Here is a 17,624-nt window from a genome sequence, read left to right as displayed (position 1 = left end):
TCCTCCTAGGTCTCCAGCGCGTCCAGCGCGCCCAACTGCCCCAGCAGCCCGAGCCGGTCGTACTGCCACCAGCCCTCGAGGATCTTGCCGTCGCGGTCGAACCGGAAGACGGTCGTCCCGGTCATCGACACCTGGCGGCCGGTGTTGGGCAGGCCCATGAACTCGTCCTTCTGGATGCCGTTCCAGCTCCAGCGGGTGCAGACCCGGTCCACCTGGGTGATCTGGTCCTCGATGGTGAACGTGAAGTCGAAGGCGCGCCGCCACATCTCGATCTCACGCCGCATGTTGTCCAGCCCGAGCGTGTCCTGCTCGTTGGCCGGATCGTGGTCGTGGTAGTGCTCCGCGATCAGGTCGTTCAGCGCGGGCAACGGCCCCTGGAGCGCGACGGTGTCGAAGAACCGGCGCGCCTGGGCCGCGTACAACGGCTCGTCGCGCACCACGTCCAGGTCCGTGAACGTCGGCATCTCGTCGCACAGGGCGACCAGCTCCCGGTAGATCCGGTCGGTCTCCGGCAGGTTCGAGTTCCGCATCGCCTCCTCGTACGACGGGAACTCCACGATCTCGATGACGTGCGACGCGTCCGATCGGTCCTTGCCGACCACCGCGTGCGTCGCGGTCCGCTTCCCCTTGGTCTGTTCGACCCACTGGTCCATCAGCCGGTTCATCTCGTCGAGCCGGCTGGTCCTGCAGTCGATGAGCTGTACGAACGTCATGGCGCCGCCTCCCGGCCCCCTGGGTCCGGATCCGTCAGGCCCATTTTCCCACCGGAACGCGGACGCCACCCGTCCTACTGGGGCCCGTACTTGCGGCCCGTCTTCGAGCTGATGCCGCCCATCAGCCCGCGCGGGGCGACCTTCACCAGTCCCATCAGCGCCTTGTACCGGGGGTCCGGGATGGACAGCGTCTTCCCGCGCGCGAGGTCGGCCAGGGCCGCCGCGACCAGCTTGTCCGCGTCCAGCCACATCCAGCCCGGGATGTTGTCCGTGCCCATCCCGGCCCGCTCGTGGAACTCGGTGCGCACGAAGCCGGGGCACAGCGCCATCAGCCGCACGCCGCTGCCCGCCAGGTCCTTCGCCGCGCCCTGCGTGAACTGCACGACCCAGGCCTTCGAGGCGCCGTAGGTGCCCCGGGGCACGAAGGCCGCCACCGAGGCGACGTTCACCACCCCGCCGCGCCCGCGCTCCCGCATCGCCTCGGACGCCGCCGACGTCAGCCGCAGCACCGCCTCGCAGTGCACCTTGAGCATCCGCAGCTCGTCGGCCATGGACACTTCGAGATAGCGGCCCTTGTTGCCGAAGCCGGCGTTGTTGATCAGCAGGTCGACCGGGTTCTTCCGGTCGCTGAGCCGGTCGGCCACCGCCTCGATGCCCTTGTCCTCGGCGAGGTCGGCGCTCAGCACCTCCGCCTCGATGCCGTGCCGGTCGTGCAGCTCGGTCGCCTGCTCGCGCAGCCGTCTGCCGTCCCGGGCCACCAGGACGAGGTCATGCCCGTCAGCCGCCAGCCGCCGCGCGAACGCGGCACCGATTCCCGCGGTCGATCCCGTAATCAGAGCCGTTGTCATGGCCCAAGGGTAGTGACCCGGACCGACAGCGTCCGGTGACGGTGACGGCCCTTCAGCGGTCCTGTCCGGCGACGTACTTGCGGGCCGCGGCCAGTGTCTCGGAGTGCAGCGCCTCGCCCGCCACGAGCAGCTGCGGCAGCAGCTCCCGCTCGGTGGTGACCGCGCGGAACTGCATCGCCACCGTCACCGTGTGGTCCGGCCGGTGCACGATGTCGATCGGATCGCCCGCCCGGATCTCACCCGGTTCGATCACTCGCAGGTAGGCACCCGTCACGCCCTTCTGGGTGAACCTCTTCACCCAGCCCCGCTCGCCCAAATGGCCCTGGAACGTACGGCACGGGATCCGCCCCGACGTCACCTCCAGCACCACCTCGGGCCCGATCCGCCAGCGCTCGCCGATCAGCGCCCCGGACACGTCCAGACCCTCCGTCGTGAGGTTCTCGCCGAAGCAGCCATTGGCCAACGATCTGTCCAGCTCCCGCTCCCAGTCGTCGAGGTCCTCGCGCGCGAAGGCGTACACCGCCTGGTCGTAGCCGCCGTGGTGGCGCAACTCGCACACCGTGTCCCCGGCCAGCCCGCTCCCGCCGACCCCCTTGGGCCCCGGAGCCGCCACCCGCACCGGTCCGTCGGTCGGCCGCTTGTCGATGGCGGTCACACCCTCCGCCTGGTCCGTGTACGGCACCGGCTGCGGGCGGCCCAGATTGACCGAGAGAAGCTTCATGCTCCGACGGTACGGGACCGCACCCCAAAGCGTCGACGCAATATGCGGCGCCATGTCCAAGTCAGGCTTATGCTCGGGGGGTGATCGAGGCCCGTCATCTCCGCGTCCTGCGCGCCGTCGCCACCACCGGATCCTTCTCGGCGGCCGGGCGCGAGCTGGGCTGCACCCAGCCCGCCGTCAGTCAGCAGATGAAGGCCCTCGAAACCTCGGTCGGCACCCCGCTGCTGGTCCGCAGCGGCCGCGAGATGCGTCTGACCCAGGCCGGTGAGGCCCTGGTCCGGCACGCCTCCGGGATCCTCGCCGGGCTCACCGCGGCCGAGGAGGAGGTCGCCGCCATCGCGGGCCTGAGGGCCGGCCGGGTCCGGCTGGTCTCCTTCCCCAGCGGCAGCTCCACCCTGGTCCCCACCGCCCTGGCCGCCCTGCGCGCCGCCCACCCCGGCACCCGCGTCTCCCTGGAGGAGGCCGAGCCCCCGAAGTCCGTCGAACTGCTGCGCGAGGGCGACTGCGACCTGGCGCTCGCCTTCCGCTACGAGGGAGCCGCGGTCGCCGAGGAGTGGGACGACCTCGTCGTACGGCCCCTGCTGACCGACCGTCTGGTCGCCCTGGTGCCCGAACGGCACCGGCTCGCGCGCGCGGAGTCCGTCGCCATCGGGGAGTTGGCCCGGGAGCCCTGGATCGCGGGCTGCCCGCGCTGCCGCGGCCAGCTGGTGCAGGTGTGCGAGAGCGCCGGCTTCACGCCCCGCATCGACTTCGCCACCGACGACTATCCGGCGGTGGTCGGCCTGGTCGGCGCGGGCCTCGGCGTCGCGGTGCTGCCGCAGCTCGCGGTGGAGTCGGTACGGCCCCGGGGAGTGCGCACGGTGGCGCTGGAACCCGCGGTACGACGGCAGATCGTCGCTCTCACCCTGCCCGACCTGGCCCAGGTGCCGGCCGTGGCGGCGACGCTGGAGCAACTGGCCCGGGCGGCCGGGCGGCAGTAGCGCCGGTGACGGAGTCCTCTCAACGATCACGGGCAATGATCACGGGCACGCGTTGCGCGTGCCCGGGTGCGCAGGTGTTCACAGTTACTGCAGAAACGTTCCTTCAGGCGTGCGGTGCGGTGCCCCCGCTGGTGGTCGATGCCGACACCAGGCGGTTGCGCGCCCGCCCCATCAACTCTTCGCGCTCGTCCTCGGTCAGGCCGCCCCAGACGCCGTACGGCTCGCGCACCGCCAGCGCGTGCGCCGCGCACTCCGCACGGACCGGGCACCTCATGCAGACCTCCTTGGCCGAGTTCTCGCGAGCGCTCCGAGCCGCCCCGCGCTCGCCCTCCGGGTGGAAGAAGAGCGAGCTGTCCACCCCGCGGCAGGCAGCGAGCAACTGCCAGTCCCACAGGTCCGCGTTCGGTCCGGGAAGGCGGGAGAAATCTGCCATTACGTGACCCCTTGTAGCCGTGCTGGGCGGATACGGTGCCATCGACCGTACATCTCCGGTCTAAGGAGATGAAAATATGACTCATTGCGAATCTAGCTCCAGACACTGAGAAACGGGAGCAAAAACGGCTAAATGGGGCATAGGTTGTGATGAAAAGTTGAGGGTCCGTTGGGCATGTCTGCACCGTGTCGGCGCCCTCACGTAGAGTGCCGAAGACGGCACGCAGCCCCGTAACTCTTTCGAGTGACCGTCGTTGAGAGTGCGGAGGCGGTTGAAAACACAAGCGCTCGGGCAGGCGTCCGAGACGGTCGACCGCACAGGTGACGATTCCGTACCAGCCTGGAGGCTCAAGGTGACGCGCATCAGCTGCGGAGGGCGGTCATGACATCCGTCCTCGTCTGCGACGACTCCCCGCTTGCCCGAGAGGCGCTCCGCCGCGCGGTCGCGACCGTGCCCGGCGTCGAGCGCGTGACGACGGCGGCCAACGGCGAGGAAGTCCTCCGCCGCTGGGGCGCCGACCGCTCCGATCTCATCCTGATGGACGTGCGCATGCCCGGCCTGGGCGGCGTCGAGACCGTGCGCCGGCTGCTGTCCGCCGACCCGGGCGCGCGCATCATCATGCTCACCGTCGCCGAGGACCTGGACGGCGTGGCCCTCGCGGTCGCCGCCGGCGCCCGCGGCTACCTGCACAAGGACGCCTCGCGCGCGGAGCTGCGGGCCACGGTCACGCAGGCCCTCGCCGACCCGACCTGGCGTCTCGCCCCCCGCCGCCTCCGCTCGGCCGAGATGGGCGCCGCGCCCACCCTCACCGCGCGCGAGATCCAGGTGCTGGAGGGCATGAGCCACGGCCGCTCCAACGCCGAGATCGGCCGCGAGCTGTTCCTCTCCGAGGACACGGTCAAGACCCACGCCCGCCGCCTCTTCAAGAAGCTCGGCGCCTCGGACCGCGCCCACGCGGTGGCCCTGGGCTTCCGCTGGGGCCTGGTCCGCTAGCACCCGGCACTGGGGGAGCCGGCCGCGGGCACGCAGCCTCCGGCCCGGCTCACCAGTGGTGGCTGCCCATGGGTGGGTCGGGGTGGGGTGAGTGGTGGATCCGTCCCGCCCGGAATCCTGGGTCGCCTGTCTGACCTGCTGCTTTGCTCTGCACCCGCTGGGACGGATCCACCACTCGTCCTCCTGCGGGGGGTCACCGGAGTGCGCGCGGTGCTCGTTTCGGCGCGGATGCCGCATCCTTGAGATGTGGAGTCTCTCGGGGACAAGTCGGTCGAGCGGAAGGGGAGGGCGCAGGGGATGAGTGCCGGCGCACCTGCTCATAACGCTTCGGTGCACAACCACGAGCACGATGCGACGGACCGGACGGCCGCAGTGCACCATGGACCGATGCGCGACGACGAGGCGGGCACGGCCCCAGGGGCGATCGGTGCGCTCGTGCATCGTGCCGTCGACGGGGACGAGCAGGCCACGCACGATCTGCTCGCCCATGTGCACCCCTTGGCGCTGCGCTACTGCCGCACCCGGCTGTCCCGGCTCCCCGGCGACGCGCGCCACTTCGTGGAGGACCTCGCCCAGGAGGTCTGCGTCGCCGTCCTCCTCGCCCTGCCGCGCTACCGCGACACCGGCCGCCCGTTCGAGGCCTTCGTCTTCGCCATCGCCTCGCACAAGGTCGCAGACCTCCAGCGCGCCGCGATGCGCCACCCGGGCTCCACGGCCGTCCCCTCGGACGAGATGCCGGAGCGGCCCGACGACTCCCTCGGCCCCGAGGAGCGCGCCCTGCTCAGCAGCGACGCCGAGTGGGCCAAGAAGCTGCTGGCCAATCTCCCGGAGAACCAGCGCGAGCTGCTCCTGCTGCGTATCGCCGTGGGCTTGACCGCAGAGGAGACCGGGCAGATGTTGGGAATGTCACCCGGCGCCGTACGGGTGGCCCAGCATCGGGCGCTGAGCCGCCTGCGCGCACTCGCCGAGCAGTAACTGCCCTGGGCGGAGCCTCGGTAGCTCCCTTTCTTGAACAGGCACGCGTTCATTTCCGTACGAACATACGAAGCCTGAAGTCACTCCGTACCGTGGAATTTGCTAGCCGTGCTTCCCGTTAGCATGGACATCCGCACCGATCAAGGCCATTTGGGGAAGGTGTCATGACTGCAAACGTCGACGGAGTGCCCGGAAAATTCGCGACACTCGGGCTGACCTACGACGACGTGCTGCTGCTGCCGGGCGCATCCGAGGTGCTCCCCAACGCGGTCGACACCTCGTCCCGCATCTCCCGCAATGTTCGGGTCAACATCCCGCTGCTGTCGGCGGCGATGGACAAGGTGACCGAGTCCCGCATGGCGATCGCGATGGCCCGGCTGGGCGGCGTCGGCGTGCTGCACCGCAACCTCTCCGTCGAGGACCAGGTCAACCAGGTCGACCTGGTGAAGCGGTCCGAGTCCGGCATGGTCACCGACCCGATCACGGTGCACCCGGAGGCCACGCTCGCCGAGGCGGACGCCCTGTGCGCCAAGTTCCGCATCAGCGGTGTCCCGGTCACCGACCCGGCCGGCAAGCTACTGGGCATCGTCACCAACCGCGACATGGCCTTCGAGAGCGACCGCACGCGCCAGGTGCGCGAGGTCATGACCCCGATGCCGCTGGTCACCGGCAAGGTCGGCATCTCCGGGCCCGAGGCCATGGAGCTGCTGCGCAAGCACAAGATCGAGAAGCTTCCGCTGGTCGACGACGCGGGCGTCCTCAAGGGCCTGATCACGGTCAAGGACTTCGTCAAGGCCGAGAAGTACCCCAACGCCGCCAAGGACGCCGAGGGCCGCCTGCTCGTCGGTGCCGCCGTCGGCGCCAGCCCCGAGGCGCTGGAGCGCGCCCAGGCGCTCGCCGAGGCCGGTGTGGACTTCCTGGTCGTCGACACCTCGCACGGCCACAACAGCAACGCGCTCAGCTGGATGTCGAAGATCAAGTCCAGCGTGAACGTCGACGTGATCGGCGGCAACGTCGCCACCCGCGACGGCGCCCAGGCGCTCATCGACGCCGGTGTCGACGGCATCAAGGTGGGCGTCGGCCCGGGTTCGATCTGTACCACCCGCGTGGTCGCCGGCATCGGCGTCCCGCAGGTCACCGCCATCTACGAGGCCTCCCTCGCCGCCCGTCCGGCGGGCATCCCGCTGATCGGCGACGGTGGTCTGCAGTACTCCGGCGACATCGGCAAGGCGCTCGCCGCCGGTGCGGACACGGTCATGCTGGGCAGCCTCCTCGCCGGCTGCGAGGAGTCGCCGGGCGAGCTGCTGTTCATCAACGGCAAGCAGTTCAAGTCGTACCGCGGCATGGGCTCGCTGGGCGCCATGCAGTCCCGCGGCCAGGGCAAGTCGTACTCGAAGGACCGCTACTTCCAGGCCGAGGTGGCGTCCGACGACAAGCTCGTGCCCGAGGGCGTCGAGGGCCAGGTGCCCTACCGCGGCCCGCTGTCCAACGTGCTGCACCAGCTCGTCGGCGGCCTGCGCCAGACCATGGGCTACGTGGGCGCCGCGACCATCGAGGAGATGGAGTCCAAGGGCCGCTTCGTGCGGATCACCTCGGCGGGCCTGAAGGAGAGCCACCCGCACGACATCCAGATGACGGTCGAGGCGCCGAACTACAGCAGGCAGAAGTGACGCACGCGCGCGCGTGAGGGCCGTACAGGCCGTGCAAGGGCGGTTCCGGAGCATCCGGGGCCGCCCTTGTCGTACCTGTCGGCGATACTGGAAGACGCTGCAATGCATCAGGGAAAGGCCAAGACGTGACTGAGATCGAGATCGGGCGCGGCAAGCGCGGCCGCCGGGCGTACGCCTTCGACGACATCGCCGTCGTCCCCAGCCGCCGTACGCGGGACCCGAAGGAGGTCTCGATCGCCTGGCAGATCGACGCCTACCGCTTCGAGCTGCCCTTCCTGGCCGCCCCCATGGACTCGGTCGTCTCCCCGGCCACCGCGATCCGTATCGGCGAGCTGGGCGGCCTCGGCGTGCTGAACCTCGAGGGCCTGTGGACGCGGTACGAGGACCCGCAGCCGCTGCTCGACGAGATCACCGAGCTGCCGTCCGAAGCGGCCACCCGGCGCCTCCAGGAGATCTACTCCGCCCCCATCAAGGAGGAGCTGATCGGCGCCCGCATCAAGGAGGTGCGCGACTCCGGCGTGGTCACGGCGGCCGCGCTCTCCCCGCAGCGCACCGCCCAGTTCTCCAAGGCGGTCGTGGACGCGGGCGTGGACATCTTCGTCATCCGCGGTACGACGGTCTCGGCGGAGCACGTCTCCGGTTCGCACGAGCCGCTGAACCTGAAGCAGTTCATCTACGAGCTGGACGTCCCGGTGATCGTCGGCGGCTGTGCCACCTACACCGCGGCCCTGCACCTGATGCGCACCGGCGCGGCCGGTGTCCTGGTCGGCTTCGGCGGCGGCGCCGCGCACACCACGCGCAACGTGCTCGGCATCCAGGTCCCGATGGCCACCGCGGTCGCCGACGTGGCCGCGGCCCGCCGCGACTACATGGACGAGTCCGGCGGCCGGTACGTGCACGTGATCGCGGACGGCGGTGTCGGCTGGTCCGGCGACCTCCCGAAGGCCATCGCCTGCGGCGCCGACTCGGTGATGATGGGCTCCCCGCTGGCCCGCGCCACGGACGCCCCCGGCAAGGGCCACCACTGGGGCATGGAGGCGGTCAACGAGGAGCTGCCCCGCGGCAAGAAGGTCGACCTGGGCACGGTCGGCACGATCGAGGAGATCCTCACGGGCCCGTCCCACACCCCCGACGGCTCCATGAACTTCTTCGGCGCCCTGCGACGGGCCATGGCCACGACCGGCTACAGCGAGCTGAAGGAGTTCCAGCGGGTCGAGGTGACGGTGGCGGACTCGCAGCACCGGCGGTAGTCCGTACGACGAGCAAGGGGCCGGTCACCCGGGTGGGGTGACCGGCCCTTTTGCATGCCTGGGGTGGGCCCGTGAGGCTCCACCTGTTTCCGTAAGGTACCCGCGCTGCGTGCCCCGTGCCACCAGCCCTGGAGCCCGGCCCGCCCACGCGCCCCCCTTCACAACCGATGCGCCGCCCCCGTAGGCGTAGCCCCCCGCGTGTCCAGCAGCAGCTGGGCCTTCACCGACAGCCCCTGCAGGTCGTACGTCCGGTGCTGCTGGAGCAGGATCGTGAGGTCGGCGTCGGCTGCCGCTTCGTAGAGGGAGTCCGCGCGGGGGACGGGGCGATCCAGGACGCTCCATGAGGGCACGTACGGGTCGTGGTAGCTGACCGAGGCGCCCAGCCCCAGGAGGCGGACGGCGATCTCCTCGGCGGGTGTGCCCTGGAGGTCGGCGAGGTCGGGCTTGTAGGTGACGCCGAGCAGGAGCACGCGGGCGCCGCGCGCGGACTTGCCGTGCTCGTTGAGGAGCGTGGCGGCGCGCTGGATGACGTACCGGGGCATGCGGTGGTTGACCTGCTGGGCCAGCTCCACCATGCGCAGTGTGCGGCTCGCGTGGCCGGTGAGGTCCTGCGGAACGCCGTGCCCGCCGACGCCGGGGCCCGGCCGGAACGCCTGGAAGCCGAACGGCTTGGTCTCCGCGCAGCGGATGACGTCCCACAGGTCGACGCCCAGCTCGTGGCAGAGGACGGCCATCTCGTTGACGAGCGCGATGTTGACGTGCCGGTAGTTGGTCTCCAGCAGCTGCACGGCCTCCGCCTCGCGCAGCCCGCGCGCGCGTACCACCTTGTCGGTGAGCCGGCTGTAGAAGGCCGCGGCCGACTCGGTGCAGGCGGGGGTGAGGCCCCCGATGACCTTGGGTGTGCCGGCGGGGGTGTGGTCGCGGTTGCCGGGGTCGACGCGGCTCGGCGAGTAGGCGAGGTGGAAGTCGCGGCCGGCGCGCAACCCGGAGCCGTCCTCCAGCAGGGGGCGCAGGAACTGCTCGGTGGTCCCGGGGAGGACGGGCGACTCCAGGATGACCGTGGTGTGCGGGCGCAGCCGCTCGGCCAGGGTGCGGGCGGCCGCCTCCACCTGGCCGAGGTCGACCCCGCCGTCGGCGCCGCGCGGGGTGGGCGCGCAGATCACGGCGGTGCGCACCCGGCCGAGCTGGGCCGGGTCGGTGCCGGGCCGGAAGCCCGCCGCGTGCATCCGCCGCAGCTCGGCCGGGCTGAGTGAACCCGCCTCGGGGCCGGTGGCGTACCCGATGGTCGGGATGCCTGAGGCGACGGCGGCCTGGGCGAGCGGCAGGCCGTAGGGACCGAGTCCGATGACGGCGAGATCTGCGGGCATGGCGTGGCCCGTCCTTCCCAGTAACCGAAGCGGGACAGATGCGCAACCGCTGTGGACAGCCAGAACGAGCGCACTGTCACACTAGGAGTAAATATGACCGTTATGTGGGATTGTGTTCGTGTGTCTTCCGGGGGTTGCGTTCGTGTTGTCCACAGGTTGGGAGCCTGTGGTGGCTGAAGTCGGGCAAGCCGGTCAGAATTTGGGCATGAGGAGGGGATGAACCGGGCTTCGCCCTCCGGGTGCGGCCGACGCGAGCGAGTTGTGCGACAGCGGGAGGCAGCGGTGAGGACAGCGACACTGGGTCCGGCGCAGCGCGCCGAGGCACTGGCGGCGATGGCGGAGCGCGAGCTGGACGTGCTGGTGGTCGGCGGTGGAGTGGTCGGCGCCGGCACCGCACTGGACGCCGTGACCCGCGGCCTGTCCACCGGCCTGGTCGAGGCCCGCGACTGGGCCTCCGGCACCTCCAGCAGATCCAGCAAGCTCATCCACGGCGGCCTGCGCTATCTGGAGATGCTCGACTTCGCCCTGGTCCGCGAGGCCCTGAAGGAACGCGGCCTGCTCCTGGAGCGGCTCGCCCCGCACCTGGTCAAACCGGTGCCCTTCCTCTACCCGCTGCAGCACAAGGGCTGGGAGCGCCTGTACGCGGGCTCGGGCGTGGCCCTGTACGACGGGATGTCCATGGCCCGCGGGCACGGCCGGGGCCTGCCCCTGCACCGCCACCTGACCCGCCGTCACGCCCTGCGCGTCGCCCCGTGCCTGAAGAAGGACGCCCTGGTCGGCGCCCTGCAGTACTACGACGCCCAGATGGACGACGCCCGATACGTGGCGACCCTGGTGCGCACGGCGGCGTCGTACGGCGCGAAGGTGGCCAACCGCGCGCGCGTGACGGGGTTCCTGCGCGAGGGCGAGCGGGTCGTCGGCGCCCGGGTGCAGGACGTCGAGGGCGGTGGGGAGTACGAGATCCGCGCCCAGCAGATCGTCAACGCCACCGGTGTGTGGACCGACGACACGCAGGCCATGGTGGGGGAGCGCGGCCAGTTCCACGTCCGCGCCTCCAAGGGCATCCACCTGGTCGTGCCCAAGGACCGCATCCACTCCACCACCGGTCTGATCCTGCGCACCGAGAAGTCGGTCCTGTTCGTCATCCCCTGGGGCCGGCACTGGATCGTCGGCACCACCGACACCGGCTGGGACCTCGACAAGGCCCACCCGGCGGCCTCCAGCGCCGACATCGACTACCTGCTGGAGCACGTCAACTCGGTGCTCGCCGTCCCGCTCAGCCGTGACGACGTGCAGGGGGTGTACGCGGGCCTGCGTCCGCTGCTGGCCGGCGAGTCCGACGCCACCAGCAAGCTGTCCCGCGAGCACACCGTGGCGCATCCGGCGCCGGGCCTCGTGGTCGTGGCGGGCGGCAAGTACACGACGTACCGGGTGATGGCGAAGGACGCCGTCGACGAGGCGGTGCACGGCCTCGACATGCGCGTCGCCGACTGCGTCACCGAGGAGATCCCGCTGCTGGGAGCCGAGGGCTACCGGGCGATGTGGAACGCGCGGGCACGGATCGCGGCTCGCACCGGACTGCACGTGGTCCGGGTGGAACACCTGCTGAACCGGTACGGCTCGATGGCCGAGGAGATCCTGGACCTCATCGCCGCCGACCCCGCCCTGGGCGAGCCGCTGCAGGCCGCCGACGACTATCTGCGCGCCGAGGTCGTGTACGCCGCCTCGCACGAGGGCGCCCGGCACCTGGACGACGTGCTCACCCGCCGCACCCGCATCTCGATCGAGACCTTCGACCGGGGCACCCGCAGCGCCCGCGAGGCCGCCGAACTGATGGCGCCCGTGCTCGGCTGGGACAAGGACCAGATCGAGCGCGAGGTGGAGCACTACGAGAAGCGGGTCGAGGCCGAGCGGGAGTCCCAGCTCCAGCCGGACGACCAGACGGCGGACGCGGCGCGGCTGGGGGCACCGGACATCGTGCCGCTGAGCTGAGGCGGGCTCGTCTCGGGCTTTCACTCGAACGAGTGTCGTGAACCGGGATCTTCGTTCGGAACCGGTGCGTTCTACCAGGTGCGAGGGCAGAACTCGGCGGCGAGCAAGGCCGGTTCGAGGCGGGGATCTGCGATCGCGTCCGTGTTCACGCGGAAGGTGAGGACACGTCGGCCGTCGACGGTGGCTGCGGTGCGCACGCAGCTCCCGGATATCCGGCCGCTGTGCCCCCACACCGTGATGCCGCACGGGAGTTTTGCCGGAAAGATCCCCATGCCGTACGAGCCATGCGCGGCACGGGTGTTGAGCATCTCGCGCAGCCAGTGCGAGGGCAGCAGCCGAGCGGCAGCGGAAGCGGCCGCGGAGTCGGCCCTGGAGGTGGTCGGGGCGAGCAGCAGGGCCAGGAGCAGCGTTATGGACAGGACTGTCCGAAGCGTCGGCATCCGGGCTCCTTTCTTCCCGGGTCCATCATCCCGCTATGCGGAACTCTGGCTTCAGCGGGTCTTCCTGTGCGCGGAGCCCGGGGCGGGGTCAGGGGCACCCTGGGCGTCGGCCGCTTGTCGGGTGAGGGACAATGGAGGCTCTGTCAGGGCGGGTTGCATGAGGGGACGCATGTCGGAGGCGGAGCGGGCGGGCACATCTCGTCAGGAGACTCGTCAGGACAAGAGCGAGCGTCGTCTCCTCGCTGGGCGGTACCGGCTGGGAGACGTGCTGGGCCGCGGCGGCATGGGCACGGTGTGGCGCGCCGAGGACGAGACCCTGGGCCGGACGGTCGCCGTCAAGGAGCTGCGGTTCCCGTCGAACATCGACGAGGAGGAGAAGCGGCGCCTGATCACGCGCACCCTGCGCGAGGCCAAGGCGATCGCCCGGATCCGCAACAACAGCGCGGTGACGGTCTTCGACGTGGTCGAAGAGGACGACCGGCCGTGGATCGTCATGGAGTTGGTCGAGGGCAAGTCCCTCGCCGAGGTCATCCGCGAGGACGGCCTGCTGGAGCCCAGGCGCGCCGCCGAGGTCGGGCTGGCCATCCTCGACGTGCTGCGCTCCGCGCACCGCGAGGGCATCCTGCACCGTGACGTGAAGCCGTCCAACGTGCTCATCGCCGAGGACGGCCGGGTCGTGCTCACCGACTTCGGTATCGCGCAGGTCGAGGGCGACCCGTCCATCACCTCCACCGGCATGCTCGTCGGCGCCCCCTCCTACATCTCCCCGGAGCGCGCCCGCGGGCACAAGCCGGGTCCCGCGGCCGACCTGTGGTCGCTGGGCGGCCTGCTGTACGCGTCGGTCGAGGGGCTGCCGCCGTACGACAAGGGTTCGGCGATCGCCACGCTGACCGCGGTGATGACCGAGCCCCTGGAGGAGCCCAAGAACGCGGGTCCGCTCAGGGACGTCATCTACGGCCTGCTCACCAAGGACCCGGCCCAGCGACTCGACGACGCCGGTGCCCGGGCCATGCTCAACACGGTGATCCATGCGCCGGAGCCGGAGTCGATGGACGCCACGCGGGTGGTTCCGCTGCCGGCGCAGCCCGGTGGGCCCGAGGGCAAGCGGGGCGAGGAGGCCGGGGAGAAGCTGCGCGGGGCGCTGCGTTCGGTCCGCAAGGCGGCCGGGGCGGCCGGCTCGTCGGCATCCGTGCGTCCGAAGAGCGGTGGCGGTACGACGGCGCCGGGTGCGGGTGGCGCGTCGGCCGCGGGGAGCGGTTCGGGTTCCTCCGGGGCGGCGGGCGCCGGGAGGCCCGGGCGGTCGGCCGGTCCGGCCCAGGGTTCCGCCGTCGGGCCGAACTCCAGCGCGAACAAGCCCAGTTCGGGGTGGCCCGTGGTGCCGCCGCCGGACCTGGACCTGCCGCCGCGGCCGGTGCCGAGGGCGCCGCTCACCGACGTGGTGCCCAAGCGCACGCTGGTGATCATCGCGGTGGTGGTCGCGCTCGCGGTGATCGGCACCGTGCTGGCCATCGCGCTCAACGGGGGCGACAGCAAGAGCGACAACGGTGCCAAGGCCCCGGCGAAGGCCAGTGCCTCCACCAAGCAGGACAAGGGCACGGACAGCAAGGAGAACACCGACAGCGGCACTCGGACGGACGGGGACACCTCGGCGTCCGCCACCACCGGTTCGGCGACGGAGGCGAGCGCGAGCCCGTCCGACGGCGACAACTCCGGTTCGTCCGGCTCGAAGAGCGGCGGGAGCGCACCGGTGGAGTCGACCCGTAAGGGTGCCCAGGGGTATGCGATCGGGCTGCCCAAGGGGTGGAAGTACCGGTCCACCGGGGATGCCGGGGACCGCTACACCGGGCCGAACGGGCAGAAGCTGCTCGTCGGCTGGACCAGCGCGCCCAAGGACGACCCGGTGGCGGACTGGAAGAACCAGGAGCGGTACATGATCCGCTCCCAGTACCGGAAGATCCGCATAGAACAGGTGGACTACCGCGGCTGGAACACGGCCGACTGGGAGTTCACCTATGTGGAGGGTGGTACCAAGTACCGGTCGATCGACCGGGGGTTCGTGGTGAACGGCCATCTCGGTTACGGGCTGATGTACACGGCCAAGGCCGCGGAGTGGAACAGCGGGCTGCGCAAGGACACCTGGAAGACGCTGACGACGTCCTTCGAGCCCAAGTCTTGATGTGAACGAGCCCGGTTTGGGGCCGTGAGAATCCGCCATCCCCTCAATGCGGGTTGCCTCCGGCACGTATCGTGAATGGTTGCGGACCGTACGGAGCCGGGTTGTGGATGCGCAACGGGCCGTATGGGAACGGATGTGAACGACCAGGCGGCCGGGGGAGGCAACGTGGACGACTACGCAGGCCGGGTGCTCGCCGACCGCTACCGCCTGCCGCTGCCGCCCTCCGACGAGTACGAGCTGACCGAGACCCGGGCCTTCGACACCTACAGCGGCCAGGAAGTGCTGGTCCGTCAGGTGCCGTTGCCGGAGGTCGTCGAGGCCGAGGTGCTCGACGCGGAGGGGCTGCCCGAGGGGTTCACCGCCCGGGAGCGCGGGGGGCGTCGCACCCCGGCGGCCCGGACCGCCACCCGTCGCCCCTCGGATCCGGCGGTGCGACGCGCCGTCGAGGCTGCGCAGGCGGCGGCGAGCATCCCCGACCATCCGCGGCTGGACCAGGTCTTCGACGTGTTCGCCGAGGGCGGCTCACTGTGGATAGTGAGCGAGTGGGTGGCCGCACGTCCGCTGTCCGCGCTGCTGGCCGAGCAGCCGCTGACGCCGTACCGGGCGGCCGAGGTCGCCTCCGACGTCCTCATGGCGCTGCGTGTCCTGCACGGCCACGGCTGGGTGCACCGCAACATCACCGCCCGCACGGTCCTCGTCTGCGACGACGGCCGCGTGATGCTGACCGGCCTCGCGGTCGGCGCGGCGGAGGAGGCACTGTGCGGGTACGACCCGGTGCCGGTCCAGAACGGGCAGGACGGCCGGGAAGGGCCGGCGGGGGCCATCGGGCCGGGCGGCGCGGCCGGTGACGGCGCCGGCAGGGGCGGGCCGAGCCCGCACGGGCAAGGGCTGGGCGGTCAGGGGCTCGGTGGCTCCGGCGGGCGGGGTGCCGCGGGTGGCGGTGTTCCGGCCGGTGCGGTGAGTGGCCCGGCTGACGGTGCCGGACCCGTGCCGTCCCCCGATGCGGATCCCGAGGCCGCGCGGCGGGCCGCGATCCAGGCGCGGGCGGCCGGTGGGTTGCCGGTGCCGGGCGCGAACGGGGCTTCCGGTGGGGCCACCGTCCCCGGGCCGCCGGGCAGACGGGCCCTGGAGAGCGGCGACGACATCCGTGCCGCGCGGGCCGGGGCCATCGCCGCCTACCGTGCGGGAACCCGGGCCGCGGCCCGGGTGCAGGAAGCCCAGCAGAACGGCCGCGCCGCCCTGCCCGCAGCCCGCCCGCCCGCCGAGGGCGAGGCCGGGGCCAACGGCACCGCGCAGCCGCCGTACTCCTCCGGCCAGGCCGCCTCGCCGCCCGGCCGCATCGCCGACCCCTACGGGGTGCAGGGCACCACCTCCTGGCACGGCGCCTCACCGCGCACCGGTCCCGCGGGCACTCCGGCCTCGCCGACCACACCGGGCCGCGACGCACAGCGACCGGTCCTGCCTCCCGGGGAACGGCGCCCTGGCGCGGCACCCGGCGCGGGCCACCTGCCTGTACCCGGCCAGGCGCCGGCCGGTGTGCCGCGCGGTTCCGGCACTCCCGCTCCCGGCCAGGCACCTGCCCCGGCGACCGGTGCCTCCCGTTGGGACGACCCTGACGGCGGTGCCGTACGCGGTGGCCTCGCCCCCTCCGCAGGCGCGGCCCCCGCCCCGGCCACCGGCGCCTCCCGCTGGGGCGACCCCGACGGCGGTGCCGTGCGGCGTGGTCCCGCCACCGCGCTCGCCGCCGAGCGGGCGCGGCAGGTGCGGATGACCGTGGTGGGGCCGGTGACCGAGCGGTGGGCGCCGGAGCAGGCCGGGCCCGTGCATGAGAACTGGCAGCTGGCGGCGCCGATCGGGGCCGCCACCGACCTGTGGGCTCTCGGGGCGTTGCTGTTCCGGGCCGTGCAGGGGCATGCGCCCTACCCCGAGGAGTCCACGGCCGAGCTGGTGCAGTTGGTGTGCGCGGAGCCGCCCGCCTTCGCCGAGGAGTGCGGGCCGCTGCGCCCGGTCGTGGAGTCGCTGCTGCGCCAGGACCCCACCGACCGGCTGGACTTCGAGGAGCTGAGCGGCTGGCTGCGCTCGCTGGTGCGCTCCGCGCCCGAGCCGGACGCCGGCACCCATGTCGTACCCGTCCCGCCCGCCGACCCGAGCCGGCTGCCGATCGTCCGGCGCCGTGGTGAGCTGGTGCGGCGGCGGCGCGCCGGGATGCCCGCACCCCATCCGCACGGCAGACACAAGCGGGCCCGGCAGGAGGCGGCCCGTTCCCCGCGCAGCCTCGGCCGGACGCTGCTGCTGGTGATACTGCTCCTGCTGGCCGGCGCGGTGGCGTACGCGATGCTGTTCATGCCGAAGCAGGGGGAGAGCGGCGCGGCGGCCAGCGACCGTACCGGCAGCGCCGGGCAGGCGAGTCCGGCGCCCTCCCGCAGCCCGCAACCGTCCTCCGGGCAGTCCGCGGACGGCGGTCCCTCGGCGTCCGCGCCCGCCACCGAGACACAGACCGGCGGCGACCCCTCCGTCGCCGACGGGTTCGCCCTGCGGACCGACCCGGACGGCTTCCAGATCGCCGTCGCCAAGGGCTGGGACCGTACGCCGAAGAACGGCAGCGGCCAGGTGGTCTACTCGCACGGGAACTTCGAACTGCTTGTCGTACCGGGCCGGGACAGTGCCTCGGCCTACGGCAGCGATCCGATGGTCTACCAGCGGGACAAGGAGCGCGAACTGCAGCCGTACCGCGACTCCAGCTGGGCCACGGCCACCGGACTGAGAACCATCGAGGTGGGCGGACGGACCATGGCCGAGGGCCAGTTCACCTGGACCGACGGGCAGGGGCGCGACCTGTACGTGCGCAACATGGCGATCCTGCTGAACGGCCGCTACCACCTCGTCCAGGTCCGGGGTCCGGAGGCCGAGCGGGACGAGGTCACGCGGCTGTACGAGCAAGCTACCGCGACGTACCGCTACACGGGTTGAGCGCCCCGTATACCGGTTGAGCGGCCGAGGATTCGGTTCCCGTTCGCGAGGAGAAGCGACAACCGTCACAGTGCGGTTTCCTTGGCCCCCCGCTTG

At 71.7% G+C, this 17,624-nt stretch carries 13 protein-coding genes and 1 pseudogene; 8 read left to right on the top strand and 6 right to left on the bottom strand.

Annotated features, from left to right (window positions below; translation table 11 throughout):
• Window positions 1–5: 5 nt before the first annotated feature.
• The 3 genes from CRP49_RS08700 to CRP49_RS08690 form a co-directional block, all read right to left on the bottom strand.
• Window positions 6–713: an ester cyclase gene (locus tag CRP49_RS08700; RefSeq protein ID WP_094215469.1), complete on the bottom strand. Its 708-nt coding sequence runs from the start codon at window positions 711–713 to the stop codon at window positions 6–8.
• A gap of 74 nt (window positions 714–787) precedes the next feature.
• Window positions 788–1,561 carry an SDR family oxidoreductase gene (locus CRP49_RS08695; RefSeq protein ID WP_097252887.1) on the bottom strand — a complete coding sequence of 258 codons (774 nt, stop codon included), beginning with the start codon at window positions 1,559–1,561 and terminating at the stop codon, window positions 788–790.
• Between the two features lie 52 nt (window positions 1,562–1,613).
• Entirely contained in the window at window positions 1,614–2,282 is a 669-nt protein-coding gene (locus tag CRP49_RS08690; protein ID WP_097252886.1) for an MOSC domain-containing protein, read from the bottom strand.
• An 80-nt stretch (window positions 2,283–2,362) separates the two neighbouring features.
• On the opposite strand from CRP49_RS08690, the gene CRP49_RS08685 reads away from it, so the two are divergent.
• A complete protein-coding gene (locus CRP49_RS08685) occupies window positions 2,363–3,262 on the top strand; it encodes a LysR family transcriptional regulator (RefSeq protein ID WP_094215466.1) in 900 nt (299 codons plus the stop codon).
• A 103-nt stretch (window positions 3,263–3,365) separates the two neighbouring features.
• On the opposite strand, the gene CRP49_RS08680 is transcribed toward CRP49_RS08685, so the two are convergent.
• Window positions 3,366–3,695, bottom strand: a complete 330-nt coding sequence (locus tag CRP49_RS08680; protein ID WP_094215465.1) for a WhiB family transcriptional regulator — start codon at window positions 3,693–3,695, stop codon at window positions 3,366–3,368.
• Window positions 3,696–4,076: 381 nt separating this feature from the next.
• On the opposite strand from CRP49_RS08680, the gene CRP49_RS08675 reads away from it, so the two are divergent.
• The 4 genes from CRP49_RS08675 (at window position 4,077) to CRP49_RS08660 (ending at window position 8,583) form a co-directional block, all read left to right on the top strand.
• Entirely contained in the window at window positions 4,077–4,688 is a 612-nt protein-coding gene (locus tag CRP49_RS08675; protein WP_003948568.1) for a response regulator transcription factor, read from the top strand.
• Window positions 4,689–5,075: 387 nt separating this feature from the next.
• The gene (locus tag CRP49_RS08670) at window positions 5,076–5,663 is read left to right on the top strand and encodes a sigma-70 family RNA polymerase sigma factor (RefSeq protein WP_094215743.1); all 588 of its coding nucleotides are present in this window, start codon (window positions 5,076–5,078) and stop codon (window positions 5,661–5,663) included.
• A gap of 164 nt (window positions 5,664–5,827) precedes the next feature.
• The gene (guaB, locus tag CRP49_RS08665) at window positions 5,828–7,333 is read left to right on the top strand and encodes an IMP dehydrogenase (RefSeq protein WP_097252885.1); all 1,506 of its coding nucleotides are present in this window, start codon (window positions 5,828–5,830) and stop codon (window positions 7,331–7,333) included.
• A 125-nt stretch (window positions 7,334–7,458) separates the two neighbouring features.
• Window positions 7,459–8,583, top strand: a complete 1,125-nt coding sequence (locus CRP49_RS08660) for a GuaB3 family IMP dehydrogenase-related protein (protein WP_094215463.1) — start codon at window positions 7,459–7,461, stop codon at window positions 8,581–8,583.
• 158 nt (window positions 8,584–8,741) lie between these two features.
• Here the strand turns inward: CRP49_RS08660 and CRP49_RS08655 are convergent, their stop codons facing one another.
• A complete protein-coding gene (locus CRP49_RS08655; RefSeq protein WP_097252884.1) occupies window positions 8,742–9,950 on the bottom strand; it encodes a nucleotide sugar dehydrogenase in 1,209 nt (402 codons plus the stop codon).
• 282 nt (window positions 9,951–10,232) lie between these two features.
• On the opposite strand from CRP49_RS08655, the gene CRP49_RS08650 reads away from it, so the two are divergent.
• Window positions 10,233–11,942: a glycerol-3-phosphate dehydrogenase/oxidase gene (locus tag CRP49_RS08650; RefSeq protein WP_097252883.1), complete on the top strand. Its 1,710-nt coding sequence runs from the start codon at window positions 10,233–10,235 to the stop codon at window positions 11,940–11,942.
• A 71-nt stretch (window positions 11,943–12,013) separates the two neighbouring features.
• On the opposite strand, the pseudogene CRP49_RS08645 reads toward CRP49_RS08650, so the two are convergent.
• Window positions 12,014–12,280, bottom strand: a pseudogene (locus tag CRP49_RS08645) (serine hydrolase); the annotation flags it as partial.
• Between the two features lie 271 nt (window positions 12,281–12,551).
• On the opposite strand from CRP49_RS08645, the gene CRP49_RS08640 reads away from it, so the two are divergent.
• Entirely contained in the window at window positions 12,552–14,558 is a 2,007-nt protein-coding gene (locus CRP49_RS08640; RefSeq protein WP_097252882.1) for a serine/threonine-protein kinase, read from the top strand.
• Between the two features lie 165 nt (window positions 14,559–14,723).
• A complete protein-coding gene (locus CRP49_RS08635) occupies window positions 14,724–17,528 on the top strand; it encodes a protein kinase (protein WP_097257258.1) in 2,805 nt (934 codons plus the stop codon).
• The last annotated feature ends 96 nt before the right edge of the window (window positions 17,529–17,624 follow it).

It is taken from the genome of Streptomyces sp. Ag109_G2-15 (assembly GCF_900215565.1).
In the GTDB taxonomy this organism is placed as follows: Bacteria; Actinomycetota; Actinomycetes; order Streptomycetales; family Streptomycetaceae; genus Streptomyces; species Streptomyces diastatochromogenes.
This window is presented reverse-complemented; position numbering and strand designations above follow the sequence as displayed.